The 24,285-nt window shown below is 65.0% G+C and carries 22 protein-coding genes; 1 reads left to right on the top strand and 21 read right to left on the bottom strand.

Annotated elements, in window-relative coordinates; genetic code table 11:
• Positions 1-25: 25 nt before the first annotated feature.
• From V6W80_RS06325 to V6W80_RS06300, 6 genes are all read right to left on the bottom strand, one after another.
• Positions 26-664: a protein-L-isoaspartate(D-aspartate) O-methyltransferase gene (locus tag V6W80_RS06325; RefSeq protein ID WP_160923793.1), complete on the bottom strand. Its 639-nt coding sequence runs from the start codon at positions 662-664 to the stop codon at positions 26-28.
• A 38-nt stretch (positions 665-702) separates the two neighbouring features.
• Positions 703-1,458, bottom strand: a complete 756-nt coding sequence (gene surE / locus V6W80_RS06320) for a 5'/3'-nucleotidase SurE (protein ID WP_017639032.1) — start codon at positions 1,456-1,458, stop codon at positions 703-705.
• On the bottom strand, positions 1,446-2,504 hold the full coding sequence (gene truD, locus V6W80_RS06315) for a tRNA pseudouridine(13) synthase TruD (protein ID WP_338546235.1): 1,059 nt from the start codon (positions 2,502-2,504) through the stop codon (positions 1,446-1,448). Before truD ends, surE begins: the two co-directional genes overlap by 13 nt.
• Positions 2,501-2,974 carry a 2-C-methyl-D-erythritol 2,4-cyclodiphosphate synthase gene (gene ispF / locus V6W80_RS06310; RefSeq protein ID WP_160923746.1) on the bottom strand — a complete coding sequence of 158 codons (474 nt, stop codon included), beginning with the start codon at positions 2,972-2,974 and terminating at the stop codon, positions 2,501-2,503. Before ispF ends, truD begins: the two co-directional genes overlap by 4 nt.
• A 66-nt stretch (positions 2,975-3,040) precedes the next feature.
• A complete protein-coding gene (gene fghA / locus V6W80_RS06305) occupies positions 3,041-3,895 on the bottom strand; it encodes an S-formylglutathione hydrolase (RefSeq protein ID WP_160923745.1) in 855 nt (284 codons plus the stop codon).
• 41 nt (positions 3,896-3,936) lie between these two features.
• The gene (locus V6W80_RS06300) at positions 3,937-5,049 is read right to left on the bottom strand and encodes an S-(hydroxymethyl)glutathione dehydrogenase/class III alcohol dehydrogenase (RefSeq protein ID WP_017639036.1); all 1,113 of its coding nucleotides are present in this window, start codon (positions 5,047-5,049) and stop codon (positions 3,937-3,939) included.
• Positions 5,050-5,153: 104 nt separating this feature from the next.
• Here V6W80_RS06300 and V6W80_RS06295 point away from each other — a divergent pair, with 104 nt between their 5' ends.
• Positions 5,154-6,053, top strand: a complete 900-nt coding sequence (locus tag V6W80_RS06295; RefSeq protein WP_178121690.1) for a LysR substrate-binding domain-containing protein — start codon at positions 5,154-5,156, stop codon at positions 6,051-6,053.
• Positions 6,054-6,101: 48 nt separating this feature from the next.
• Here the strand turns inward: V6W80_RS06295 and ispD are convergent, their stop codons facing one another.
• From ispD to bamA, 15 genes are all read right to left on the bottom strand, one after another.
• Positions 6,102-6,803: a 2-C-methyl-D-erythritol 4-phosphate cytidylyltransferase gene (gene ispD / locus V6W80_RS06290; protein ID WP_160923744.1), complete on the bottom strand. Its 702-nt coding sequence runs from the start codon at positions 6,801-6,803 to the stop codon at positions 6,102-6,104.
• Positions 6,803-7,081 (bottom strand): septum formation initiator family protein, encoded by a 279-nt coding sequence (locus V6W80_RS06285; RefSeq protein WP_007159473.1) that lies wholly within the window; start codon positions 7,079-7,081, stop codon positions 6,803-6,805. The genes ispD and V6W80_RS06285 overlap by 1 nt, the downstream gene beginning before the upstream one ends.
• Positions 7,082-7,246: 165 nt before the next feature.
• Positions 7,247-8,536 (bottom strand): phosphopyruvate hydratase, encoded by a 1,290-nt coding sequence (eno, locus tag V6W80_RS06280; protein ID WP_007159474.1) that lies wholly within the window; start codon positions 8,534-8,536, stop codon positions 7,247-7,249.
• Positions 8,537-8,615: 79 nt separating this feature from the next.
• Positions 8,616-9,464 carry a 3-deoxy-8-phosphooctulonate synthase gene (kdsA, locus tag V6W80_RS06275; protein WP_042136053.1) on the bottom strand — a complete coding sequence of 283 codons (849 nt, stop codon included), beginning with the start codon at positions 9,462-9,464 and terminating at the stop codon, positions 8,616-8,618.
• Between the two features lie 2 nt (positions 9,465-9,466).
• Positions 9,467-11,095 (bottom strand): CTP synthase, encoded by a 1,629-nt coding sequence (locus tag V6W80_RS06270; RefSeq protein WP_133859808.1) that lies wholly within the window; start codon positions 11,093-11,095, stop codon positions 9,467-9,469.
• Positions 11,096-11,237: 142 nt separating this feature from the next.
• Entirely contained in the window at positions 11,238-12,554 is a 1,317-nt protein-coding gene (tilS, locus tag V6W80_RS06265; protein ID WP_184291482.1) for a tRNA lysidine(34) synthetase TilS, read from the bottom strand.
• 10 nt (positions 12,555-12,564) lie between these two features.
• Positions 12,565-13,515 (bottom strand): acetyl-CoA carboxylase carboxyltransferase subunit alpha, encoded by a 951-nt coding sequence (locus V6W80_RS06260; protein ID WP_017639042.1) that lies wholly within the window; start codon positions 13,513-13,515, stop codon positions 12,565-12,567.
• Positions 13,516-13,655: 140 nt separating this feature from the next.
• Positions 13,656-17,177 carry a DNA polymerase III subunit alpha gene (gene dnaE / locus V6W80_RS06255; protein WP_338546226.1) on the bottom strand — a complete coding sequence of 1,174 codons (3,522 nt, stop codon included), beginning with the start codon at positions 17,175-17,177 and terminating at the stop codon, positions 13,656-13,658.
• 76 nt (positions 17,178-17,253) lie between these two features.
• Positions 17,254-17,889, bottom strand: a complete 636-nt coding sequence (gene rnhB / locus V6W80_RS06250) for a ribonuclease HII (protein ID WP_338546224.1) — start codon at positions 17,887-17,889, stop codon at positions 17,254-17,256.
• The gene (gene lpxB, locus V6W80_RS06245) at positions 17,889-19,016 is read right to left on the bottom strand and encodes a lipid-A-disaccharide synthase (RefSeq protein WP_338547366.1); all 1,128 of its coding nucleotides are present in this window, start codon (positions 19,014-19,016) and stop codon (positions 17,889-17,891) included. Before lpxB ends, rnhB begins: the two co-directional genes overlap by 1 nt.
• Before the next feature lie 16 nt (positions 19,017-19,032).
• Positions 19,033-19,809 (bottom strand): acyl-ACP--UDP-N-acetylglucosamine O-acyltransferase, encoded by a 777-nt coding sequence (gene lpxA / locus V6W80_RS06240; protein WP_338546223.1) that lies wholly within the window; start codon positions 19,807-19,809, stop codon positions 19,033-19,035.
• The gene (fabZ, locus tag V6W80_RS06235; protein WP_007159483.1) at positions 19,806-20,246 is read right to left on the bottom strand and encodes a 3-hydroxyacyl-ACP dehydratase FabZ; all 441 of its coding nucleotides are present in this window, start codon (positions 20,244-20,246) and stop codon (positions 19,806-19,808) included. Before fabZ ends, lpxA begins: the two co-directional genes overlap by 4 nt.
• A gap of 45 nt (positions 20,247-20,291) precedes the next feature.
• A complete protein-coding gene (gene lpxD, locus V6W80_RS06230; protein ID WP_430707784.1) occupies positions 20,292-21,365 on the bottom strand; it encodes a UDP-3-O-(3-hydroxymyristoyl)glucosamine N-acyltransferase in 1,074 nt (357 codons plus the stop codon).
• Positions 21,365-21,868: an OmpH family outer membrane protein gene (locus tag V6W80_RS06225; protein WP_017639048.1), complete on the bottom strand. Its 504-nt coding sequence runs from the start codon at positions 21,866-21,868 to the stop codon at positions 21,365-21,367. The genes lpxD and V6W80_RS06225 overlap by 1 nt, the downstream gene beginning before the upstream one ends.
• 38 nt (positions 21,869-21,906) lie before the next feature.
• Positions 21,907-24,276: an outer membrane protein assembly factor BamA gene (gene bamA, locus V6W80_RS06220; protein ID WP_338546221.1), complete on the bottom strand. Its 2,370-nt coding sequence runs from the start codon at positions 24,274-24,276 to the stop codon at positions 21,907-21,909.
• Positions 24,277-24,285 lie beyond the last annotated feature (9 nt).

Here is a 24,285-nt window from a genome sequence, read left to right as displayed (position 1 = left end):
GCACCGGGGTAACGTTCCCTATCGCTCACTGGGCCAGAGGTCCGTTGAGCAGGGGCACGAAACGGACGGCGTTGAGTTCGTGGCGGACGAAGCCGTCGTCTTCGCGCACGATCAGCAGGAGCTTCTGCTCCTCGTCGACGCCCACCGGGATCACCAGGCGACCGCCGGGTGCCAGCTGGTCGAGCAGCGCCTGGGGGACTTCCCGCGCGGCCGCGGTGACGATGATGCCATTGTAGGGCGCCAGCGCCGGCCAGCCCTCCCAGCCATCGCCCCAGCGGAACACCACGTTGCGCAGGTTGAGTTCGAGCAGCCGCTCCTTGGCCCGGTCCTGCAGCGACTGGATCCGCTCCACGGAAAACACCCGCTCCACTGTCTGCGCCAGGATGGCGGTCTGGTAGCCGGAGCCGGTACCGATCTCCATGACCTTGTCCAGCGGCCCGCCGGCGAGCAGGAGCTCGGTCATGCGCGCCACCATGAAGGGCTGGGAGATGGTCTGGTTGTGGCCGATGGGCAGCGCCGTGTCTTCGTAGGCGCGATGGGCCAGGGCCTCGTCGACGAACAGATGACGCGGCGTACGGCGGATCACCTCCAGCACCTGGGCGTTGGACAGCCCCTCTTCGTAGAGGCGCTGGATGAGCCGCTCCCGGGTGCGCTGGGAGGTCATGCCGATGCCGTGTCTTTGCATATGCTCTTGCCCCTGAGTCATGTCAGCAGCTCCGTCAGGGCCGACAGGCCGGCGAAACCCTCGCGGAAGGTGCGATCGAACTGCAGCGGCGTCACCGACACATAGCCTTCCAGCACGGCATGGAAATCGGTACCTGGTCCGCCATCCACGGCATCGCCGGAGACCGAGATCCAGTAGCCGGCCTTGCCGCGCGGATTGATCTCGCGCACCGGCGGCTTGGCCTGGGCACGGTGCCCCAGACGGGTCAGCTGCAGGCCCTTGATCTGCTCAAGCGGCAGATCCGGGATGTTGACGTTGAGCACGGTGCGCGGCGGCAGGTCGAAGCGCTCGTGCAGGGCGACAATGCGGGTCGCGATCTCGGCCGCCACCGCCATGTTGTCGGGGCTGCGCGAGACCAGCGAAAAGGCCAGGGCAGGACGATCGAGGAAACGCCCTTCCATGGCCGCGGCGACGGTGCCGGAATAGAGAACGTCGTCGCCCAGGTTGGCACCCAGGTTGATACCGGCCACCACCATGTCCGGCGTCTCGTCCAGCAGGCCGTTGAGGCCGAGGTGAACGCAATCGGTAGGCGTGCCGTTGACGCCCAGGAAGCCATTGGGCAGGCGCTGCGGATGCAGGGGGCGGTCCAGTGTCAGGGCACTGCTCACGCCGCTCATGTCATAGAGCGGCGCGACTACCTGGCACTCGTAGTCCGCACGAGCGGAGAGCGCGGCATGCAGCGCGGCGATACCGGGGGCCAGCACCCCATCGTCGTTGGCGATCAGAAGTCGCATGGATGTTCCGTCTGCCCTGCCTCGCCAAGCGTTACCAGCTCGCGAACCACTGCGGTGGCGAAACAGCCGGCCGGCAGGACGAATTCGAGTTGCAGAATGTCAGGAGCGGGATAATGCCACGTCAGGCCGCCGATGGGGAGGCGCAGGATGCGCCGTTCATGCGAGAGGCCGGCACCGGCCAGCCAGGCGGGCAGCTCTCCGGCGGCCTTCGCCACCGCCTGTTCCAGGGCAGCGGCCGGCCCCTGCACCGGCGACTCGCCGGCGCCCCACAGGGGGCCGGTGGGGTGCAGATCGAGCGCCGCCAGGCGCGGATCCTCTAGATCGGCGGTGGTCGCTGGAAAGTGGCTGCGGCTGTCGGTGAAGGCCAGCAGATCGCCCTCCTGCGCCCGCTGCCACGAGCCATCGGCGACACGACCGGCCAGCACCTGATTGAACAGCCAGCTGCGCGCGGCGGACAGGGTTCGCGAACGCCGGTTGCGTTGCTCGGGCAGGCGCTGGTCGCGGGCGCACGCTTGAGCGTCGGCCAGATTGCCGCCCTCATGGCCGAAACGCTGCGGACCGAAATAGTTGGGTACGCCCTCGGCGGCGATGGCCTGCAGCCGCGCCTCCAGCGCCGCGGCATCGGCCTTGAGCCCGGTCAGGCGCAGACGGAAGCCATTGGCGGCATGGGCGCCGCGTTGCAGCTTGCGTCGGTGCCGTCCCTGCTGGAGGATCACCAGCGTCTCGTCGCAGGCGGCCGCGAGGTCCGGATCGGCCTTGCCGGGCAGGTGCAGACTGAACCACTGGCGGGTCAGCGCCTGGCGATCCTTGAGACCGGCGTAGCTGATCGCCCGCTGGGGCACGCCAGCGGCACGGGCGAGGCGGCGCACGGCCTCCTCAGTGTTGAGGCCACGCTTCTCGACCCATAGCCAGAGGTGCTCGCCATCACCGCTCAGCGGGATGTCCAGTACCTCGTCCACCTGGAAGTCCTCGGCGCTGGCCTTGAGGATCGCCTGGCCACAGGGGTCGCCATGGGCGCGCGGCCCGAGCAGCTGGTCTTCGGTCATAGCGGCAGCAACAGCGCCACGGCGTGCACGGCGATGCCCTCTTCGCGCCCGACGAACCCCAGACGCTCGGTGGTGGTGGCCTTGACGTTGACCTGGCCCAGTTCGACCTGCAGGTCCTCGGCGATGGCCTGGCGCATGGCCTCGATGTGCGGCGCCATCTTCGGTGCCTGGGCTGCGATGGTGCCGTCGACGTTGCCGACCTGCCAGCCCTGCTCGCGCACCAGGCCGACCACATGACGCAGAAGCACCCGGCTGTCGGCGCCCTTGAAGCGCGGATCGGTATCGGGGAAATGCTTGCCGATGTCGCCCAGGGCGGCCGCGCCCAACAGGGCGTCGGCCAGGGCGTGCAACAGCACGTCGCCGTCGGAGTGCGCGACCAGGCCATTGTGGTGGGGAATGCGAATGCCACCGAGGGTGATGAAATCGCCCTCGCCGAAGGCGTGAACGTCGAAACCGTGACCTATGCGCATGAAGAGAGACGCCCTGGAAAATGACAGGGCGTCGATTCTACCGGCTGTGGACAGCTGCCGTCGCCCTCAGGGGGTCGACAGGGCCGCCGCGTGATGCCGCAGATGGTCGTCGATGAAGCTGGCGACGAAGAAATAGCTGTGGTCATAGCCGGGTTGCAGCCGCAGTTCCAGCGGATGACCCGCGGCTTCCGCCGCCCGCTGCAGCGCCTGGGGCTTGAGCTGTTCGGTGAGGAAGCTGTCCTGTTCGCCCTGGTCGACCAGCAGCGGCAGCCGCTCCTCGGCCTTGGCCAGCAGCGCACAGGCATCCCATTCCGCCCAGGTACTGCGGTCTTCGCCCAGATAGTTCGAGAAAGCCTTGTGCCCCCAGGGGCAATCCAGCGGATTGACGATGGGCGAGAAGGCCGACACCGAACGATAGCGACCCGGATGGCGCAGGGCGCAGATCAGGGCCCCGTGGCCACCCATGGAATGACCGCTGACGCCGCGGCGATCGGAGACCGGAAAGTTGGCTTCGATCAACGCCGGCAGTTCCTCGACCACATAGTCGTGCATGCGGTAGTGCCGGGCCCAGGGCTGCTGGGTGGCGTTGATGTAGAAGCCGGCACCCAGGCCGAAGTCCCAGGCCTTGTCGGGGTCGTCCGGCACGCCCTCGCCGCGCGGACTGGTGTCCGGCGCCACCAGCACCAGGCCCAGCTCGGCGGCCAAGCGCTGGGCACCGGCCTTCTGCATGAAATTCTCGTCGGTACAGGTCAGGCCCGACAGCCAGTAGAGTACCGGCAGATCGCTGCGGGCTTCCGCCTGGGGCGGCAGATAGACGGCAAAGGTCATGTCGCAGTCGAGACTGCGGGCGCGGTGGCGATAGCGCTTGTGCCAGCCGCCGAAACTCTTGTTGCTGGAGAGCAGTTCGAGACTCATGGTCATCTCCCTCGGAAAGAAGGCGCCCGTGGGCGCCCTCTCGGCGATCAGTAGTGGACGACGGTGCGGATGCTCTTGCCTTCGTGCATCAGCTCGAAGGCCTCGTTGATCTGCTCCAGGCCCATGGTGTGGGTGATGAAGGTGTCCAGCGGAATCTCGCCGCTCTGGGCCTTGCGCACGTAGCCGGGCAGCTCGCTGCGGCCCTTGACGCCACCGAAGGCGCTGCCGCGCCAGACGCGGCCGGTCACCAGCTGGAACGGCCGGGTGCTGATCTCCTGGCCAGCACCGGCCACGCCGATGATCACCGACTCGCCCCAGCCCTTGTGGCAGCACTCCAGCGCCGCCCGCATCAGGTTGACGTTGCCGACGCACTCGAAACTGTAGTCGACGCCGCCATCGGTCAGCTCGACGATGACCTCCTGAATCGGCTTCTGGTGATCCTTGGGATTGACGAAGTCGGTGGCGCCCAGCTCGCGGGCGATGTCGAACTTGGACGGATTGATGTCGATGGCGATGATGCGACTGGCCTTGGCCATCTTGGCGCCGATGATAGCCGCCAGACCGATGCCGCCCAGGCCGAAGACGGCCACGGTCGCGCCCTCTTCCACCTTGGCGGTGTTGAGCACGGCGCCGATGCCGGTGGTGACGCCACAGCCCAGCAGGCAGACCTTTTCCAGGGGCGCCTCGGCGGGGATCTTGGCCACCGAGACTTCCGGCAGCACCGTGTACTCGGAGAAGGTCGAGCAGCCCATGTAGTGATAGATCGGCTCGCCATTGTAGGAGAAGCGGGTGGTGCCATCGGGCATCAGGCCCTTGCCCTGGGTCGCGCGCACCGAGCTGCACAGGTTGGTCTTGCCGGATTTGCAGAATTTGCACTGGCCGCATTCGGCGGTATACAGCGGGATGACGTGATCGCCGACGGCGACCGAGGTCACGCCCTCGCCCACCGCTTCGACGATGCCACCGCCCTCGTGACCGAGGATGCAGGGAAAGACGCCCTCGGAATCCTGGCCGGACAGGGTGTAGGCATCGGTGTGGCAGACGCCGGTGGCGACGATGCGGATCAGCACCTCACCGGCCTTGGGCGGCTCGACGTCCACTTCGACGATCTTCAGAGGCTCATTGGGCGCGAAGGCTACGGCGGCGCGGGACTTGATCATGGTCGACTCCAGAGGGACGAAAAAACGAGGTGACCAGTTTAGACGCCAGAAATCCTGGAACAATCGGGCATACTGGAATTCATTTTTGCCATAGGGAAACAATCATGGGCTGGGAAGGCATCGACGAATTCGTCGCCGTGGCGAGCACCCTGCACTTCGGCCAGGCCGCCGATCGTCTCGGCACCTCGACTTCCCATGTCAGCCGTCAGGTCGCCCGCCTGGAAGAACGCCTGCAGGCGCGGCTGCTCTATCGCAGCACCCGCAGCGTGGCCCTCACCGAAGCCGGCCACACCTTCCTGCAGCACTGCCGCCGTCTGCAGGAGGCGCGCGACGAAGCCCTGCGCGAGGTCAGCGACCTCTCCAGCCAGCCCAAGGGACTGATCCGCATGACCTGCGCCGTGACCTATGGCGAGCGTTTCGTCGTGCCCCTGGTCAACGACTTCCTCGCCCGCCATCCCGAGGTGAGTCTGGAGCTGGACCTGACCAATCGCACCGTCGACCTCTTGCACGAAGGCTACGACCTGGCCATCCGCCTGGGCCGTCTGGCCGATTCCCGCCTGGTGGCGACCCGGCTGGCGCCGCGGGAGCTCTATCTGTGCGCCGCACCCAGCTATCTGGAGCGCTTCGGCGCGCCTCACACCCTGTCGGAACTCGCTCGCCATCGCTGCCTGGTCGGCACCAGCGACATCTGGAGCTTTCGCGAAAACGAGCGCGAGGTGCTGCACCGGGTCCAAGGCTCCTGGCGCTGCAACAGCGGCCAGGCGGTATTGGACGCCGCGCTGCGCGGCTTCGGCTTGTGCCAGCTGCCGGACTACTATGTGCTGCCGCATTTGGCCCGGGGCGAACTGCGTGCCCTACTGGACAACCGCCAACCGCCCAACAGCGCGGTCTGGGCCCTCTATCCGCAGCGGCGCTTTCTCTCACCGAAGATTCGCCTGCTGGTGGAACACCTCAAGCAGGGCCTGGGCACGCCGCGCCCAGGCGCTCGCCACCCAGCGGGCTGAGCGCAGCGAGCGAGTCTTTTCAGCAAAGGAGTGCTGCTGACGTGAGTCCTAGGCCTCGGCGAAGACCACTTGCAGCCGCTGCAGGTCTTCGGGGGTGGTGACCTTGATGTTGTCCACCCGGCCTTCCACCAGGCGTGGCGCATGGCCCGCCCATTCCATGGCCGAGGCCTCATCGGTGATGGCAGCGCCCGCCGCCAGACCGGCGCTCAGGGCGTCACGCAGGGCACCGAGGCGAAACATCTGCGGCGTATAGGCCAGCCACACCTGGCTGCGATCCACGGTTTCGCTCACCCGACCATCGCGCCCGACGCGCTTGAGGGTGTCCCGCGCCGGCACGCCCAGGAGGCCACCCACCGGGTCCTGGGCCAGTTCGGCCAGCAACCGATCCAGGTCATCACGTCGCAGATTGGGCCGCGCCGCGTCATGCACCAGCACCCAGTCGCCATCGGTGGCGCCCTGCTCGGCTAGCAGCAGCAGGCCGCCCAGTACCGAGTCGGCGCGCTCGCGGCCGCCCGGTGCGCGCAGGATGCGGGCATCGCGGGCGCACGCCAGGGTCGGCCACCAGGGATCTTCCGGGGCCAGGCTCACCGCCAGGCCGCGCAGACGCGGGTGGCCGAGGAAACAGTCGAGGGTGCGCTCCAGCAGGCTGCGGCCACAGAGGTCGAGGTATTGCTTGGGGCGGTCGGCACGCATCCGCGCGCCCACACCCGCGGCGGGAATGACCGCCCAGAAGGAAGGCAGAAGGGACATTATTTGGATTGCAGGAAGAGGGTTTCGCCTTGTTTGACCATGCCGAGTTCGTGGCGGGCACGCTCCTCGACGGTCTCCATGCCTTTCTTGAGCTCGACGACCTCGGCTTCGAGGATCTCGTTGCGCTCCAGCAGGCGCTTGTTCTCGCCATTCTGGTCGGCGATCTGCTGCTTGAGTTCGCGCACCTGGGCGAAGCTGCCATCACCGACCCACAGGCGATACTGGAGACCGCCGAGCAGCAGGAGCAGGAAGGGGAACAGCCAGTAGGGACTTCGCATGGGAGGTAACGGATTCGCGGACGGCGGATGCCGCAAGGACGGCGGCAGAGACGAAAACAGGATAGAAGCCCAGCTCTACGCTTGTAAACTGGGCATCTATCCTGTGGTCCGTCGGACGTGGTGGGAGAAGACGACCTAGATCATCGCCTCCCGGTCACACAGCGCTTAGCTGCGGAATTCGGCACGACCGCGGTAAGGCGCCTTGGCACCCAGCTGCTCTTCGATGCGCAGCAGCTGGTTGTACTTGGAGACGCGATCGGAACGGCACAGCGAACCGGTCTTGATCTGACCGGCGGCGGTGCCCACGGCCAGGTCAGCGATGGTGGAATCTTCGGTCTCGCCGCTGCGGTGGGAGATCACCGCGGTGTAGCCGGCGGCCTTGGCCATCTGGATGGCTTCCAGGGTCTCGGTCAGGGAGCCGATCTGGTTGAACTTGATCAGGATCGAGTTACCGATGCCCTTCTCAATGCCTTCCTTGAGGATCTTGGTGTTGGTGACGAACAGGTCGTCGCCCACCAGCTGCACCTTGCTGCCGATCTTGTCGGTCAGGGCCTTCCAACCGGCCCAGTCGGACTCGTCCATGCCGTCTTCTATGGAGATGATCGGGAACTGCTCGGTCAGCCCGGCCAGGTAGTCGGCGAAACCGTTGGCGTCGAAGGCCTTGCCCTCGCCGGACAGGTCGTACTGGCCGTCCTTGTAGAACTCGCTGGAGGCGCAGTCCAGGGCCAGGGTCACGTCGGTGCCCAGCTCGTAGCCGGCGTTCTTCACCGCTTCGGCGATGGCGGCCAGGGCGTCGGCGTTGGAGGCCAGGTTGGGCGCGAAGCCGCCTTCGTCACCCACGGAAGTGCTCAGGCCACGGGCCTTGAGCACGGCCTTGAGGTGATGGAAGATCTCAGCGCCTACGCGCAGGGCGTCGGCGAAGCTCTTGGCGCCGACCGGCTGGACCATGAATTCCTGGATGTCGACGTTGTTGTCGGCATGCTCGCCGCCGTTGATGATGTTCATCATCGGTACCGGCATGGAGTACTGACCGGGGGTGCCGTTCAAGTTGGCGATGTGGGCGTAGAGCGGCAGGTCCTGGTCTTCGGCGGCGGCCTTGGCGGCGGCCAGGGACACGGCCAGGATGGCGTTGGCGCCCAGCTTGGCCTTGTTGTCGGTGCCATCCAGCTCGATCATGGCACGATCCAGCGCCTTCTGGTCGCTCGGATCCTTGCCCAGCAGCAGGTCACGGATCGGGCCGTTGATGTTACCCACGGCCTTCAGCACGCCCTTGCCCAGGTAGCGGCTCTTGTCGCCGTCGCGCAGCTCCAGTGCCTCGCGCGAACCGGTGGACGCGCCGGACGGCGCGGTGGCGCGACCGACGATACCGTTGTCCAGGATCACGTCCGCTTCAACGGTGGGGTTGCCGCGGGAATCCAGGACTTCACGTCCCTTGATGTCGACGATGTTAGCCATTTTTGTATCGATCTCCATGTTACCGGTCATTGACGGATCAGCCTTCGGCTACCCGCGAGCCTTTTGGTTCAGCCGCCGCTCAGGCAGTTTCGATCGGCGTGAACGACTTCACCAGCTCGTCCAGCGCCTTGAGCTGGGCCAGGAAGGGCTCCAGCTTGTCCAGGCGCAAGGCACAGGGGCCGTCGCACTTGGCATGTTCGGGATCCGGATGGGCTTCGAGGAACAGACCGGCCAGGCCCTGGCTCATGCCGGCCTTGGCCAGGTCGGTGACCTGGGCGCGGCGGCCACCGGCGGAATCGGCACGCCCGCCCGGCATCTGCAGGGCGTGGGTCACGTCGAAGAACACCGGGTAGCCGAAGCTCTTCATGATGCCGAAGCCGAGCATGTCGACCACCAGGTTGTTGTAGCCGAAGGAGGAACCACGCTCGCAGAGGATCAGCTGGTCGTTACCGGCTTCTTCGCACTTGGCGAGGATGTGCTTCATCTCCTGGGGCGCAAGGAACTGCGCCTTCTTGATATTGATCACGGCGTCGGTCTTGGCCATGGCCACCACCAGGTCGGTCTGTCGCGAGAGGAAGGCCGGCAGCTGGATGATGTCGCACACCGCCGCCACCGGAGCCGCCTGGTAGGGCTCGTGGACGTCGGTGATCACCGGCATGCCGAAGGTGGCCTTGAGCTCTTCGAAGATGCGCAGGCCGGCTTCCATGCCCGGGCCGCGATAGCTGGTCACCGAGGAACGGTTGGCCTTGTCGAAACTGGCCTTGAAGACATAGGGGATGCCCAGCTTCTCGGTCACCTTGACGTATTGCTCGCAGACCTGCATGGCCAGATCACGGGATTCCAGCACGTTCATGCCGCCGAACAGCACGAAGGGCTTGTCGTTGGCGATCTCGATGTTGCCGACGCGGACGATCTTCTGCACGGTCATGCTCAATCCTTCTTGGCGTAACGCAGGGCGGCGTTGACGAAGCCGCTGAACAGCGGATGGCCGTCACGCGGGGTGGAGGTGAACTCCGGGTGGAACTGGCAGGCGACGAACCAGGGATGGTCCGGGGCTTCCACCACCTCCACCAGGGCGCCGTCGCCCGAGCGACCGGAGATCTTCAGGCCGGCGGCCTGGATCTGCGGCAGCAGGTTGTTGTTGACCTCGTAGCGGTGACGATGACGCTCGACGATGACGTCCTGGCCGTAGCAGTCGTGCACCAGGGTGCCTTCGCTCAGCTGGCACTCCTGGGCGCCCAGGCGCATGGTGCCACCCAAGTCGGAGCCTTCGGTGCGGATCTCGGTGGCGCCAGTGGCGTCCTGCCACTCGGTGATCAGACCGACCACCGGGTGCCCGCTGGCCTTGTCGAATTCGGTGGAGTTGGCGTCTTTCCAGCCCAGCACGTTACGGGCGAATTCGATGACCGCCACTTGCATGCCCAGGCAGATGCCCAGGTAGGGAATCTTGTTCTCGCGAGCGTACTGCACGGTGGCGATCTTGCCTTCCACGCCGCGCAGGCCGAAGCCGCCGGGAACCAGGATGGCGTCCACGCCCTTGAGCAGATGGGTGCCCTGCTGCTCGATGTGCTCGGAATCGATATAGCGCAGGTTGACCTTGGTGCGGCTCTGGATGCCGGCGTGGGTCATGGCCTCGATCAGCGACTTGTAGGCGTCGAGCAGTTCCATGTACTTGCCGACCATGGCGATAGTGACTTCCTGCGCGGGGTTGAGCTTGGCGTCCACCACGCGATCCCACTCGGACAGATCGGCCGGCTTGCACTCCAGTCCGAAGCGCTCGACGACGAACTCGTCCAGGCCCTGGGCGTGCAGCACGGAGGGAATGCGGTAGATGGTGTCGACGTCTTCCAGGGAGATGACCGCGCGCTCTTCGACGTTGGTGAAGAGCGCGATCTTGCGACGCGAGGAGCTGTCGACGGTGTGGTCGGAACGGCAGATCAGCACATCGGGCTGCAGGCCGATGGAGCGCAGCTCCTTGACCGAATGCTGGGTCGGCTTGGTCTTGGTCTCGCCGGCGGTGGCGATATAGGGCACCAGGGTCAGGTGCATCAGCATGGCGCGGCGCGCCCCGATCTCCACCCGCAACTGGCGGATGGCCTCGAGGAAGGGCTGCGACTCGATGTCGCCGACGGTACCGCCGATCTCCACCAGGGCCACGTCGGCATCGCCGGCGCCCTTGATGATGCGCCGCTTGATCTCGTCGGTGATGTGCGGAATCACCTGCACGGTGGCGCCCAGGTAATCGCCGCGGCGCTCCTTGCGCAGCACGTCCATGTAGATGCGCCCGGTGGTGAAGTTGTTGTTCTGGGTCACCGTGGTGCGGATGAATCGCTCGTAGTGACCCAGATCCAGGTCGGTCTCGGCGCCGTCATGGGTGACGAACACCTCGCCGTGCTGGAAGGGGCTCATGGTGCCGGGATCCACGTTGATGTAGGGATCCAGCTTGAGCATGGTGACCTTCAGCCCTCTCGCTTCCAGAATGGCGCCCAGGGAGGCCGAGGCGATGCCTTTCCCCAAAGAAGAAACAACACCGCCCGTGACGAAAATAAAGCGCGTCATGAAAATTCCTAGAATCTGCGTTGAGGCGGAGAGCCGCCGATGAAAGCGAGAGCGGTCGGCCTGGCGCCGGACCAATGCACACCGTCCACTCGGGGCGAGCGGAAAATGCGATATAAGACGGGAGCGTAGTCTAGCCTAAAGGTCATCCCAGCTCAAACCCGCCCATGCCGTCTGCGGGCTGCCACTCAAGCCGCCCCCCCCCCGGCAGGCCATCCAGACCGGGCAGGTTGGCCACCGCCAGCAGTTCGTCGCCGCGCCAGAGCAGCGGCAATCGGCCGCGCAGGAACGGCGGCACCCCCTGCTCGTTGAACAGGCGCTTGAGCTCGCGCGAGCCGCGACCTGGTACGAACAACCGCTCGCCCCCCTGGCGATAGCCGATCCGCCAGCCGGATTCGGCGGCCTGTTCGAGGAAGTTCAAGCGGCCATTGCCGGCCAGCTTTAGGCTGGTTTCCTGTCCGGTGATGGCCAGGGATTGCGGCGCGACCTGCCAGGCGTCGGGCACCCACCAGATCCGCCCTGCCCCCCGGCGCACCTGGCCGCCTTCGAGACGCCAGAGGGGATCGCTCGCCGCGCCCGCCTCGCACACTGCCTGCCAACCAGCCCAGTGGGCGCTGTCGGGCTGGCGCGTCAGCGGATCCAGCCAAGCGCGCAAGGCATTGCGTTGGCGCGCCTCGCTCAAGGCTTGCAAAGGCGCCAGGGCCAGATTGGGCAAGGGAATCCAGGCGAACCCGTGATCGACACACCGGGCCCGCTGCAGATCCAGATCGGCCAGCTCGCCGAGCAATTCGTCGGCTTCGGCCAGATGCCGGGCACCGCGCGCCATGACCTGATCGACGCCCGGCCAGCGGTCGCGTAGCCGTGGCAGCACCTCGTGCCGCAGATAGTTGCGATCCAGTCGGGTATCGGCGTTGCTGGGGTCTTCGATCCAGTCCAGCCCTTCGGCTTCGGCATAGGCCAGCAGCGCACTACGCGGCTCGTCCAGCAGGGGCCGCCAGAGGCGACCGGCAACCAGCGAACGGGTTTCGGGCATGCCGGCCAGCCCCTTCACACCCGCGCCCCGTACCAGCCGCTGCAGCAGGGTTTCCAGCTGATCGTCGCGATGCTGCCCCAGCACCAGGCAGCCATCCTGGGGCAGCACCTGGGCAAAGGCCGCATAGCGCGCCTCGCGCGCAGCCCGTTCGAGACTGGCCGCGCCATCGGCATGGACGTGCAGGGTATCGAGAGGGACAGCCAACTTCTGGCAGACCTGGGTGCAGTGCTCGACCCAGGCATCCGCCGCGGCTTGCAGGCCATGATGCACATGCACCGCCTGCAGATCGCCCGGCAGGCCATGTTCGCGCAGCCGCGCGAAGAGGTATAGGAGAACGGTGGAGTCGAGTCCGCCGGAGAAGCCCACCCGCCAGTGACGGGTGAGCGGCTGCCGCTCCAGGCGGGCGTGCAGCCGATCCAGCAGACTCATGAGAGCGGAATCAGGCGATGCCGTAGCTCATCAGGCGCTCGTAGCGACGCTCCAGCAGCGCCGGCATATCGTAGCCCTTGAGCTCGTCCAGCTGCTCCAGCAACGCAGTGCGCAGGCTGTTGGCCATGGCCTGGGGATCGCGGTGCGCGCCACCCAGGGGCTCGTCGATCACCTGATCGACGATGTTCAGGCTCTTCAGCCGCTCGGCGGTGATGCCCATGGCCTCGGCGGCATCGGGGGCCTTCTCGGCGGTCTTCCACAGGATGGAGGCGCAACCTTCCGGCGAGATCACCGAATAGGTGGAGTGCTGCAGCATGTTGAGCTGGTCGCAGACGCCGATGGCCAGGGCGCCACCGGAACCACCCTCGCCGATCACGGTGGCGATGATGGGGGTCTTCAGCCGCGCCATGACGCGCAGGTTCCAGGCGATGGCCTCGCTCTGGCCACGCTCTTCGGCGTCGATGCCCGGGTAGGCACCGGGAGTGTCGATGAAGGTCAGGATCGGCATCTTGAAGCGCTCGGCCATTTCCATCAAGCGACAGGCCTTGCGATAGCCTTCCGGACGCGGCATGCCGAAGTTGCGGCGGACCTTCTCGCGGACTTCACGACCCTTCTGGTGACCGATGATCATCACCGGACGACCTTCCAGGCGGGCGATGCCCCCGACGATGGCCGGATCGTCGGCGAAGTGACGATCGCCGTGCAGCTCTTCGAAATCGCTGAACAGGTAGTTGATGTAGTCGAGGGTATAGGGACGCAGCGGATGCCGGGCCAGACGGGCCACCTGCCAGCTGGACAGGTCGCTGAAGATGCTCTTGGTGAGCGCCTGACTCTTCTCCTGCAACCGGGCGATCTCGTCACTGATGTTCAGCGCATTGTCGTTACCGACCAGTCGAAGTTCTTCGATCTTGGCCTGGAGATCGGCGATGGGCTGTTCGAAATCGAGATAGTTCGGGTTCATGGGCATCCGTTATTACAATCTAGAGCCAGGGGCCGGGGCGCCTACCTTAAGGGATCGGACGAGGCAGGTCGAGACTCCTGCCACGTCACCGGCACCCGCCGCTGGCGAGGGTTGGGACGGAGCGCACGAGGCGCTCGGACTTAACGATAGTTGAGAAAGACGTTCTCCCTGCCGAACTGGTCACGCAGGGTTTGAATCAGGCCATCGGCCGGGTCGATCCGGTAGTTCTCGCCGAACTGCAGCAACGCCCGCGCGGTGGGCCCCTGGTAGTCGATGGTGACCGGGCAGGCGCCGCGATGGCGACCGCACAACTCGCCCAGCCAGCGCAGCCGATCACCGGCCAGCGCCTCGCTGCGCACGGCGATCCTGAGGCTCTCCGCCAGGGCGGTACGGGCCTCTTCCAGGCCCAGCACCCGCTTGGCGCGCAGGCGCAGACCACCGGAGAAATCGTCCTGGCTGACCTCGCCCTCGACGATCACCAGGGCATCGGTCTGCAGCAGCGCCTGGGCGGCGTTGAAGGCTTCGGCGAACAGCGAGGCCTCGATGCGCCCGGAGCGATCGTCCAGGGTGACGAAGCCCATCTTGTCGCCGCGCTTGTTCTTCATCACCCGCAGGTTGACGATCAACCCGGCCACGGTCTGGGTTTCCCGCGACGGCTTGAGGTCGACGATGCGCTGGCGCGCCAGCCGGCGCACCTCGCCTTCGTATTCCTCGATGGGGTGACCGGTCAGGTACAGCCCCAGGGTCTCCTTTTCCCCGCGCAGGCGCTCCTTGAGATTGAGCTCCCGGGCGCGACGGTGGTTGGCATAGACGTCGGCCTCGGGTTCGGCGAAGACGCCACCGAAGAGATCCACGTGACCACTGTTGTGACTGCGCGCGGTCTGCTCGGCCGAGGCGATGGCCTCTTCCATGGCCGCCAGCAGCACGGCGCGATTCTGGTCGATGGTCGCCTGATAGGCCTTGAGTTCGTCGTGGTAATGCGGCCCCAGGCGGTCCAGGGCACCGGAGCGAATCAGGGCTTCCAGGGTGCGTTTGTTGATGCGCTTGAGATCCACCCGCGCGCAGAAGTCGAAGAGATCCTTGAAAGGCCCCTCGGCACGCGCCTCGACGATGGCCTCCACCGGGCCCTCGCCCACGCCCTTGATGGCGCCCAGGCCATAGACGATGCGCCCGCCCTCGTTCACGGTGAACTTGAACTCGGAGATGTTCACGTCCGGCGTGTCGATGCGCAGTTTCATGTGGCGGCATTCCTCGATGAGGATCACCACCTTGTCGGTGTTATGCATATCCGCCGACAGCACCGCGGCCATGAAGGGCGCCGGATAGTGAGTCTTCAACCAGGCGGTCTGGTAGGAAACCAGGCCGTAGGCGGCCGAGTGCGACTTGTTGAAGCCGTAACCGGCGAATTTCTCCACCAGGTCGAAGATGTTGCCCGCCAGCTCGCCATCAATGCCGTTATTGGCGCAGCCCTCGATGAAGCCGCCGCGCTGCTTGGCCATCTCCTCGGGCTTCTTCTTGCCCATGGCGCGGCGCAGCATGTCCGCCTGACCCAGGGTGTAGCCGCCCATGACCTGGGCGATCTGCATCACCTGTTCCTGGTAGAGGATGATGCCATAGGTGGGCGCCAGCACCGGCTGCAGGCCTTCGTACTGGTAGTCCGGATGCGGATAGGCCAGCTCGGCGCGGCCGTGCTTGCGGTTGATGAAGTCGTCCACCATGCCCGACTGCAGCGGACCCGGGCGGAACAGCGCCACCAGGGCGATGAGGTCTTCCAGGCAGTCCGGCTTGAGCTTCTTGATCAGCTCCTTCATGCCGCGGGATTCCAGCTGGAAGACGGCGGTGGTCTCGGCCTTCTGCAGCAGGGCGTAGGTCGGCTTGTCGTCCAGCGGGATGAAGTCGATGTTGAGCGGCTCGCGCCCCTCCTCCACTTCCGTGCGGTTGATGGTCTCCAGCGCCCACTTGATGATGGTCAGGGTGCGCAGACCAAGGAAGTCGAACTTGACCAGACCGGCCTGCTCGACGTCGTCCTTGTCGAACTGGGTCACCAGGCCGTTGCCATCTTCGTCGCAGGCGATGGGCGAGAAGTCGGTCAGCTTGGTCGGCGCGATCACCACGCCCCCGGCGTGCTTGCCGGTGCCGCGGGTGATGCCTTCCAGCTTCAAGGCCATGTCCCAGATTTCCTTGGCGTCCTCGTCGGTCGCCAGGAAATCGCGCAGCGGCTCCTCCTGCTCATAGGCCTTCTGCAGGGTCATGCCCACTTCGAAGGGGATCATCTTCGACAGACGGTCGGCCAGGCCATAGGACTTGCCCTGCACCCGCGCCACGTCGCGCACCACCGCCTTGGCGGCCATGGTGCCGAAGGTGATGATCTGGCTCACCGCCTCGCGACCATAGAGGTCGGCCACGTATTCGATCACCCGGTCACGACCGTCCATGCAGAAGTCGACGTCGAAGTCGGGCATGGAGATCCGCTCGGGGTTCAGGAAGCGCTCGAACAGCAGGTCGTAGGCCAGCGGATCCAGGTCGGTGATCTTGAGCACATAGGCGACCAGGGAGCCGGCACCCGAGCCCCGGCCGGGACCGACCGGTACGCCGTTGTTCTTCGCCCACTTGATGAAGTCCATCACGATGAGGAAGTAACCGGGGAAGCCCATCTGGATGATGATGTCGAGCTCGAAGTTAAGCCGGTCGACGTACTCCTGGCGCTTTTCCTCGTAGTTCGGCGTGGTCTCGCGCGGCCAGAGCACGGCCAGGCGCTCCTCCAGGCCCTCGAAGGACACATGGCGCAGGTAGTCGTTGATGGTCATCCCGTTGGGAATCGGGAAGTTGGGCAGGAAGTATTTGCCCAACTGGATTTCGATGTTGCAGCGCTTGGCGATCTCGACGGTGTTTTCCAGCGCCTCGGGCAGGTCGCTGAACAGCTCGGCCATCTCGGCCGCCGACTTCAGGTACTGCTGGTCGCTGTACTTGCGCTCGCGCCGGGGATCGTCCAGCGGACGGCCCTCGCCGATGCAGACGCGGGTCTCGTGGGCCTCGAAGTCCTCGGCCTTGAGAAAGCGCACGTCGTTGGTCGCCACCAGCGCGCCACCGCAGCGATCGGCCAAGGCCACGGCGGCATGCAGATGTTCTTCGTCACCGGCTCTTTCGGTGCGCTGCACCTCCAGATAGAAGCGCTCCTGGAAGACCTGCTGCCATTCCTCGAACAACTGATCGGCCAGGGCCAGATCGCCTTCGAGCAGCGCCAGGCCGATCTCGCCCTCCTTGGAACCGGACAGGGCGATCAGACCTTCATTGGCTTCCTTCACCCAGTCGCGCTGGATGACGATCTGGCCGTCCTGCTGACCTTCCCGGAAACCCCGGGACAGCAGCTCGGTCAGGTTGCGATAGCCCTTGGCGTTCATGACCAGCAGGGTCATGCGGGTCAGGGGCGCGTCGCCTTCGCGACCGGCCAGCCAGATATCGGCGCCGGCGATGGGCTTGATCCCGGCGCCCATGGCGGCCTTGTAGAACTTGACCAGCGAACAGAGGTTGCCTTGGTCGGTCACCGCCACGGCCGGCATTCCGGCGGCTTCGGCAGCCTTGACCAGCCCCTTCACCCGCACGATCCCATCGACCAGGGAGTATTCCGTGTGGAGACGCAGATGGACGAAGGATGCGGACATGGCAGAGACCCCTTGATGCATGAGGCGCGAGATTGTACTGGATTGTCGACCCGAGGTCAGACCGCCGCGACGGCTGTCAGTAGGTCGCGACGATCTGGGTCGAGGCCTGGGTCTCGAGGGCGTGCCAGGCGTCGCGCACCGGCGCGAAGGAGCGCCGGTGGATGGGCGTGGGGCCCAGGCGCCTGAGCGCGTCCAGGTGCTCGGCGGTGGGATAGCCCTTGTGTCCGGCCAGGCCATAGCCCGGATAGAGAGCGTCCAGCGCCTGCATTTCGCGGTCGCGGGTCACCTTGGCCAGAATGGACGCCGCGGCGATCGCCGGGATCTGGCTATCGCCCTTCACCACCGGTGAACTGGGCACCGCCAATTTGGGACAGCGATTGCCATCGATCAGGGCCAGCCGCGGCTGGACCCGGAGCCCTTCCACCGCCCGCTGCATGGCCAGCATGGTGGCGTGCAGGATGTTCAGCCGGTCGATCTCGGCGACCTCGGCGCGGGCCACGCACCAGGCCAAGGCCTTTTCCTGGATCTCGTCGAACAGGGCTTCGCGACGTGTCAGCGACAGCTTCTTCGAATCGTTGAGGCCGAGGATGGGCTTGCCCGGATCGAGGATCACCGCGGCCGTGACCACGGCGCCACACAGCGGACCGCGGCCGACTTCGTCCACCCCGGCGACCAGCGCCTCGACCAGATTGAAATCCAGTCCCAACTGCATCAGCTGCGCTGCCGCAGGAGATCCAGCACGGCAGCGGCCGCCTGGACCGAGGCATCGCGCCTCAGGCTGTGATGGATGGCCGCGAAGCTGTCGGTCTGTTGCTGCGGCTGCTCCAGCAGCGGCAGGAGTTCGACCACCAGCCGCTCCGGCGTCGCCTCGTGCTGGATCAGCTCCGGCACCAGCTTGCGCCCGGCCAGGAGGTTGGGCAGCGAGATGTAGGGACTCTTCACCAGCTGCTTGAGGATCAGATAGGTCAGGGGCGCCACCCGATAGGCCACCACCATGGGTCGCTTGAACAGCAGCGTCTCCAGGGTCGCGGTGCCCGAGGCGATCAGCACGCCATCGCAGGCGGCCAGCACCTCATGGGAACGCCCATCGGTCAGCAGCAGCGGCAGCGGCGGCCGGCCTTCCAGCAACTGCTCCACCTGGGCCCGCCGTGCGGCATTGGCACAGGGGAGGACGAAGCGCACACCAGGACGCACCGCCAGCAACTGGGCGGCAGCGTCGAGGAACAGGGCACCGAGACGCCCTACTTCACCGCCGCGACTGCCTGGCAACAGGGCGACGATCTGCCCCTCTTCCGGCAAGCCCAGGGCCTGCCGGGCCGCCAGGCGGTCGCTGTCCAGGGGAATGGTATCGGCCAGCGGATGACCGACGAAGCGCACCGGCACCTGCTGTTCTTCGTAGAAGCGCGCCTCGAAGGGAAACAGGGTCAGCATCAGGTCGCAGCCGTCGCGGATCTTCAGCACCCGCTTCTGCCGCCAGGCCCAGACCGAGGGGCTGACGTAGTGCACGGCCGGAATGCCGGCGCGATGCAGCTGGGCTTCGATCTCGAGGACGAAATCCGGGGCGTCGATGCCGATGAACACATCGGGACGGGCGTCGAGCAGCTGACTGATCAACGCCTTGCGCCGCCCCAGGAGTTCCTTTAAGCGGCCAAGCACCTCGACCAGCCCCATGACCGCCAGGCGCTCCATGGGAAATTCGGACACCAGCCCTTCGGCTTCCATCCGCGGACCGCCCACGCCCATGAAGGAGATATTGGGGTGCTGCGCACGCAGCGCCTGCATCAGACCGGCGCCGAGCAGATCGCCCGACGCCTCCCCTGCCACCAACGCCACGCGCAGCGGGCGCTGGGAGAACTCAGCGGGTAATGCCACGCGTCGCACTCAGGATGGAGTCGCGGAACACCGCCACTTCGGGAAACTGCTGAGCCACCGGCTCCAACTCGCGCAGGGCGTCATCGACGGTCAGGCCCTGGCGGTAGACCACCTTGTACGCGCGACGCAATTCCTTGATGGCTTCGGCCGAGAAACCCCGACGGCGCATGCCTTCGAAGTTCATGCTGCGGGCTTCGGCCGGATTGCCGAACACCGTGACATAGGCCGGTACGTCCTTGCCGATGGCCGTGCCCATGCCGGAAAAGCTGTGGGCGCCGATACGGCAGAACTGATGCACCAGGGTATAGCCGGACAGGATCGCCCAGTCATCGACATGCACGTGCCCGGCGAGGGCCGTGTTGTTGACCAGGATGCAGTGATTGCCGATCACGCTGTCATGGCCGATGTGCACATAGGCCATCAGCAGGTTGTGATCGCCAAGGGTCGTCTCTTCCCGATCCTGCACGGTACCGCGATGGATGGTGACCCCTTCGCGGATGGTGTTGTGATCGCCGATCCGCAGCCGGGTCGGTTCGCCCTGATACTTAAGGTCGGGCGTATCCTCGCCGATCGACGAGAACTGGAAGATACGATTGTGACGCCCGATCACGGTCGGACCCTTGAGGATGACGTGAGGCCCGATAACGGTCCCCTCGCCAATCTCGACATCCGGTCCGATGATCGACCAGGGGCCGACCTGGACATCGGCGGCGAGCCGTGCCTTGGGGTCGACGATAGCCCTGGAGTCAATCAACGTCATAGCTTGCGTTCCGCACAGATGATTTCAGCCGAGCAAACCGGCTTGTCGTCCACACTGGCGTGGCATTCGAATTTCCAGATGCCGCGCTTGGTACTGATGAAGCGAGCGTCGAGCATCAGCTGATCGCCCGGCGTCACCGGTTGGCGAAACCGCAGCTTATCCGATCCGACGAAGTAGTACAGGGTGCCGTCTGCCGGCGAGGAATTCATCATCTTGAAACCGAGCACGCCGGCGGCCTGGGCCATGGCCTCGACGATCAGCACGCCCGGCATGATCGGGTGCTGGGGGAAGTGGCCGGTAAAGAACGGTTCGTTGATGCTGACGTTCTTGTAGGCACGAATGCGCTTGGCTTCGATATCCAGCTCCAGCACGCGATCCACTAACAGAAAGGGATAGCGATGCGGGAGATATTCACGGATCTCGTTGATGTCCATCATGGTCGGGGAAGGCCTGTTCAGAAAGGGGAAACATCCGATGCAGAATCAAGCATCAGAAGCAGCGTCATCCCGCGAGGTCACGGTAGCAACGATTTTTTCCAGATGTTGCAGACGGCGGGCCATGTCGTCGAGGTGACGAATCCGCGCGGCGCTCTTCTTCCATTCACCGGCAGGCTGCATCGCCGTACCGGAGGAATAGGCGCCGGGCTCGGTAATCGAGCGGGTCACCATGGTCATACCGGTGACGAACACGTGGTCGCACACCTCGATATGACCGACCATGCCCACGCCGCCGGCGATGGTGCAGTGCTTACCGATCTTGGTACTGCCAGAGATGCCCACGCAGGCGGCCATGGCGGTGTGCTCACCGACCTGGACGTTGTGCGCGATCATGATCTGGTTGTCGAGCTTGACGCCATTGCTGATGACCGTGTTCGCCAGGGCGCCGCGGTCGATGGTGGTGTTGGCACCAATCTCGACGTCGTCGCCGATCAGCACCCCACCCAGCTGGGCGATCTTCTGCCACTGGCCACCCTCGTTGGCGAAGCCGAAGCCCTCGGCACCGATCACGGCACCCGATTGCACCACGGCGCGCGCGCCGATGGTCACGTCGTGATAGAGCGTGACCCGGGGCGCCAGCCAACTGTCGGCGCCAATGACGCTCCGCGCGCCCACCACGCAGTGGGCGCCCAGACTGACGCCCGCGCCGATGCGCGCCTGCGCCTCGATCACCACATAGGGACCGATGGCCGCCGTCGGATCGACCTCGGCATCCGCGGCGACCAGTGCCGTGGGATGGATGCCCGCCGCGCTGCGCGGCTTGCGATCGAACAGATGGGAAAGTCGCGCGTAGGCCAAATAGGGATTCGCCAGGATCAGGGCGTCACCGGCATAGCCATCGGCGTCCTTTTCCGTCAGCAGCACGGCCCCGGCCTGGGTATCGGCCAGGTAGCGGCGGTACTGCGGATTGGCGAGAAAACTCAACTGCTCAGGACCGGCCTCGGGCAGGGTAGCCAGACCGGTTACCAGGCGCTCGGACGAACCGCGTAACTCCACGGTCAACTGGCGGCTTTCCAGCCACTGCGCCAGTTCGCCCAGCGTAAAGGTGGTATGGCTCATCAACGACCCGCGTTCATGCGCTCGATCACCTGACGGGTGATGTCGTATTGCGGCTTCACGTCCACCACGGCACCGCGCTCGAGCACCAGATCGTAATCGCCCTTCTTCAACACCTCTTCCACGGCCTTGTCCAGGCGCGGCTTGAGCAGCTTGAGCATGTCACGATCCGACGCCGCCTTGGCATCGTTGAGTTCCTTGGACTGGAACTGGAAGTCCCGAGCCTTCTGGCGGAAGTCGTTCTCCAGACGAGTACGCTCGGCCTGGGCCAGCTTGTCACCGCCCTTGTTGAGCTTGTCTTGGATATCTTTGGCGGAGCTTTCCAGGCCCTTGAGCTTGTTCAGTTGGGGACCGAACTTCTTCTCGGAATCCACCGCGTACTTCTTGGCGGCATCGGATTCCAGCAGGGCCATCTGATAGTTCAGCACGGCGATCTTGGTATCGGCGAACACCGGAGCGGCGACGAGAACGGCAGCGAACAGAGCGTAACGGGTGTACTTGTGCACAGTTGACTCCTGCGTAAAGCGCAAAGGTGTAGCCTGGGTCAGAACGTCTGACCCAGCGAGAACTGGAAGACCTGCGGATCGGAGTTGGCCGGCTTCTTGACCGGCATGCCCAGGCTGAAGCTCAGCGGGCCCAGGGCGGTAACCCAGGTCACACCGACACCAACGGAACTGGCCATGTTGGAGAAGCTGACATCACCACAGTTTTGTGTCGAGTTCAGGTAGCACTTGGTGCTGAACACATTACCCACGTCCCAGAACAATACGGTCCGCAGGGACTTCTGATCCTTCACGAAGGGCAAGGGGAACAGGTATTCCACACCGCCGGTGATCAGGACGTTGCCACCGAAGGCCTCGTCGTTCTCCCGATCGCGATAGCCCTGACCTTGATTAGCATAAGTCGCAGGGTTCTTTGGCGGCGTCGTCCGCGGACCCAGGCTGCTGTCCTCGAAACCCCGTACCGAGTTGAAGCCACCGGCGTAGTAGTTCTCGTAGAACGGCAGACCATCGGTGCTGCCATAGCCGTCGCCGTAACCCAGCTCGGTATGGAAGCGCAGCGCGGTAGTGTCGGTCAGCGGGGTGAACAGCTGGCCGCGGTAGTCGAGCTTGTAGAAGCTCAGGTCGCTGCCCGGGATGGTGATCTGGCCGGTCAGGCTCTGGGAGGCACCACGGGTCGGCAGCACGCCGCGGTTCAGCGTCGAGCTGGACCAGCCGATGCTGGCCTTGAAGTTGGTGAAGTTGTCCCCTTCGCGATCTACGAAATCGTAGATCTCGTCGGCGCTGTAGGTACCCGGGTTGATCTCGTCCTTCTGCACGCTCAGACCATAGGTCAGGCGCGAGGTCTCGCTGATCGGATAGCCCAGGGTGACACCGGTACCCAGGCTGTTGATCGAGTAGTAGGAGACGTCACTGTCGTACAGTTTGCTGTAGTCGGTGCTGCGATAGAAGATGTTGTAGCCCAGACTCACGCCATCCGGCGTGAAGTAGGGATCGGTGAAACTGAAGTTGTAGCGACTCTGGTACTGGGAACGGGTCAGACCGATGCTGACCTGGTTGCCGGTACCGAGGAAGTTGTTCTGGCTGATGGAACCGCCCAGGATCAGACCGGCGCTCTGGGCGAAGCCGATGCTGGCGGTGATGGAGCCGGACGGTTGCTCTTCGACGTTGTAGTTGACGTCGACCATGTCGTCGGTGCCAGGCACCTGGGGCGTCTCGACCTTGACTTCCTTGAAGTAGCCCAGGCGTTCGAGACGGGTCTTGGACTGGTCGATGAGGTAGGTGGACGCCCACCCGCCTTCCATCTGGCGCATCTCGCGACGCAGCACCTCGTCCTCGGTCTTGGTGTTGCCGCGGAAGTTGATGCGATTGACGTAGGCACGCTTGCCCGGATCGACCACATAGGTCAGGGACACGCTGTGGTCGTCGTCATGGGGCTCGGGCAGACCGTTGACGTTGGCGAAGGTATAGCCTTCGTTGCCCAGGCGGCGGGTGATCAGATCCGAGGTGCTGGTCATGACCTTGCGCGAGAAGACCTGGCCCGGCTGGACCAGCATCAGTTTGCGCAGCTCTTCCTCCGGCACCTTGAGGTCGCCGGACAGCTTGACTTCACGAACGGTGTACTTCTGCCCTTCGTTGACGTTGACCGTGATGTAGACGTGCTTCTTGTCGGGCGTGATGGACACCTGGGTCGAGGTGATGTCCATGTTGATGTAGCCGCGGTCCAGGTAATAGGAGCGCAGGCGCTCCAGGTCACCCGCCAACTTTTCCCGGGAGTATTTGTCATCGTTACGGAAGAACGACAACCAGTTGCTCGGCTTGAGTTCGAACAGCGAGGTGAGGTCATCCTCGGCGAAGACCGTGTTGCCCACCACATTGACGTGGGAGATGGTCGCGACCTCGCCCTCGTTGACGGTGATCTTCAGCTGCACCCGGTTACGGGGCTGCGGCACCACTTCGGCGTCGATACTGGCGGAATAACGGCCCTGGGCAACGTACTGGCGCAGCAGTTCGTTGCGCACGCCTTCCAGCGTCGCACGCTGGAAGATCTCGCCCTCGGCGAGACCGGCCTGCTTGAGGCCCTTCATCAGGTCGTCGCTGGAGATCGCCTTGTTGCCTTCCAGGGTGATGCTGGAAATGGAGGGACGCTCGACCAGATTCACGACCAGGACGTTGCCGTCACGGCCCAGCTGGATGTCCTGGAAGAATCCGGTACGGAAGAGCGAGCGGGAGGCTTCGGCCAACTTGTTGTCGTCGACGGACTCGCCGACATTGAGCGGCAGGGCACCGAAGACGCTGCCGGACGATACTCGTTGCAGTCCGTTGACGCGGATATCGGAGATGGTGAAGGACTCGGCGTGTACCTCGCCGATCATCAGCGCGGCTATTACCGCAGGTAGCAGCAGGCGTTTCATGAGTCCCTT

The organism is Pseudomonas benzopyrenica (assembly GCF_036884265.1).
In the GTDB taxonomy this organism is placed as follows: Bacteria; Pseudomonadota; Gammaproteobacteria; order Pseudomonadales; family Pseudomonadaceae; genus Chryseomonas; species Chryseomonas benzopyrenica.
Note: the sequence above shows the minus strand (reverse complement) of the source record. Positions and strands in the feature narration are given on the sequence as shown.

Bases quoted from the DNA above. Each gene is read 5' to 3' on its own strand.
- ispD (WP_160923744.1), bottom strand. From the start codon at position 6,803: ATGTCCCTTCTGCCTTCCTTCTGGGCGGTCATTCCCGCCGCGGGTGTG.
- kdsA (WP_042136053.1), bottom strand. From the start codon at position 9,464: ATGACCGTGCAGAAGATCGTCCGCGTCGGCAACATCGAGATCGCCAAC.
- fghA (WP_160923745.1), bottom strand. From the start codon at position 3,895: ATGACCATGAGTCTCGAACTGCTCTCCAGCAACAAGAGTTTCGGCGGC.
- V6W80_RS06300 (WP_017639036.1), bottom strand. From the start codon at position 5,049: ATGATCAAGTCCCGCGCCGCCGTAGCCTTCGCGCCCAATGAGCCTCTG.
- tilS (WP_184291482.1), bottom strand. From the start codon at position 12,554: ATGAGTCTGCTGGATCGGCTGCACGCCCGCCTGGAGCGGCAGCCGCTC.
- eno (WP_007159474.1), bottom strand. From the start codon at position 8,536: ATGGCTAACATCGTCGACATCAAGGGACGTGAAGTCCTGGATTCCCGC.
- rnhB (WP_338546224.1), bottom strand. From the start codon at position 17,889: ATGCAGTTGGGACTGGATTTCAATCTGGTCGAGGCGCTGGTCGCCGGG.
- ispF (WP_160923746.1), bottom strand. From the start codon at position 2,974: ATGCGCATAGGTCACGGTTTCGACGTTCACGCCTTCGGCGAGGGCGAT.
- V6W80_RS06295 (WP_178121690.1), top strand. From the start codon at position 5,154: ATGGGCTGGGAAGGCATCGACGAATTCGTCGCCGTGGCGAGCACCCTG.
- V6W80_RS06285 (WP_007159473.1), bottom strand. From the start codon at position 7,081: ATGCGAAGTCCCTACTGGCTGTTCCCCTTCCTGCTCCTGCTGCTCGGC.
- bamA (WP_338546221.1), bottom strand. From the start codon at position 24,276: ATGAAACGCCTGCTGCTACCTGCGGTAATAGCCGCGCTGATGATCGGC.
- lpxD (WP_430707784.1), bottom strand. From the start codon at position 21,365: ATGAGCCATACCACCTTTACGCTGGGCGAACTGGCGCAGTGGCTGGAA.
- V6W80_RS06270 (WP_133859808.1), bottom strand. From the start codon at position 11,095: ATGACGCGCTTTATTTTCGTCACGGGCGGTGTTGTTTCTTCTTTGGGG.
- truD (WP_338546235.1), bottom strand. From the start codon at position 2,504: ATGACCGAAGACCAGCTGCTCGGGCCGCGCGCCCATGGCGACCCCTGT.
- V6W80_RS06260 (WP_017639042.1), bottom strand. From the start codon at position 13,515: ATGAACCCGAACTATCTCGATTTCGAACAGCCCATCGCCGATCTCCAG.
- surE (WP_017639032.1), bottom strand. From the start codon at position 1,458: ATGCGACTTCTGATCGCCAACGACGATGGGGTGCTGGCCCCCGGTATC.
- V6W80_RS06325 (WP_160923793.1), bottom strand. From the start codon at position 664: ATGACCTCCCAGCGCACCCGGGAGCGGCTCATCCAGCGCCTCTACGAA.
- fabZ (WP_007159483.1), bottom strand. From the start codon at position 20,246: ATGATGGACATCAACGAGATCCGTGAATATCTCCCGCATCGCTATCCC.
- dnaE (WP_338546226.1), bottom strand. From the start codon at position 17,177: ATGTCCGCATCCTTCGTCCATCTGCGTCTCCACACGGAATACTCCCTG.
- lpxA (WP_338546223.1), bottom strand. From the start codon at position 19,809: ATGACGTTGATTGACTCCAGGGCTATCGTCGACCCCAAGGCACGGCTC.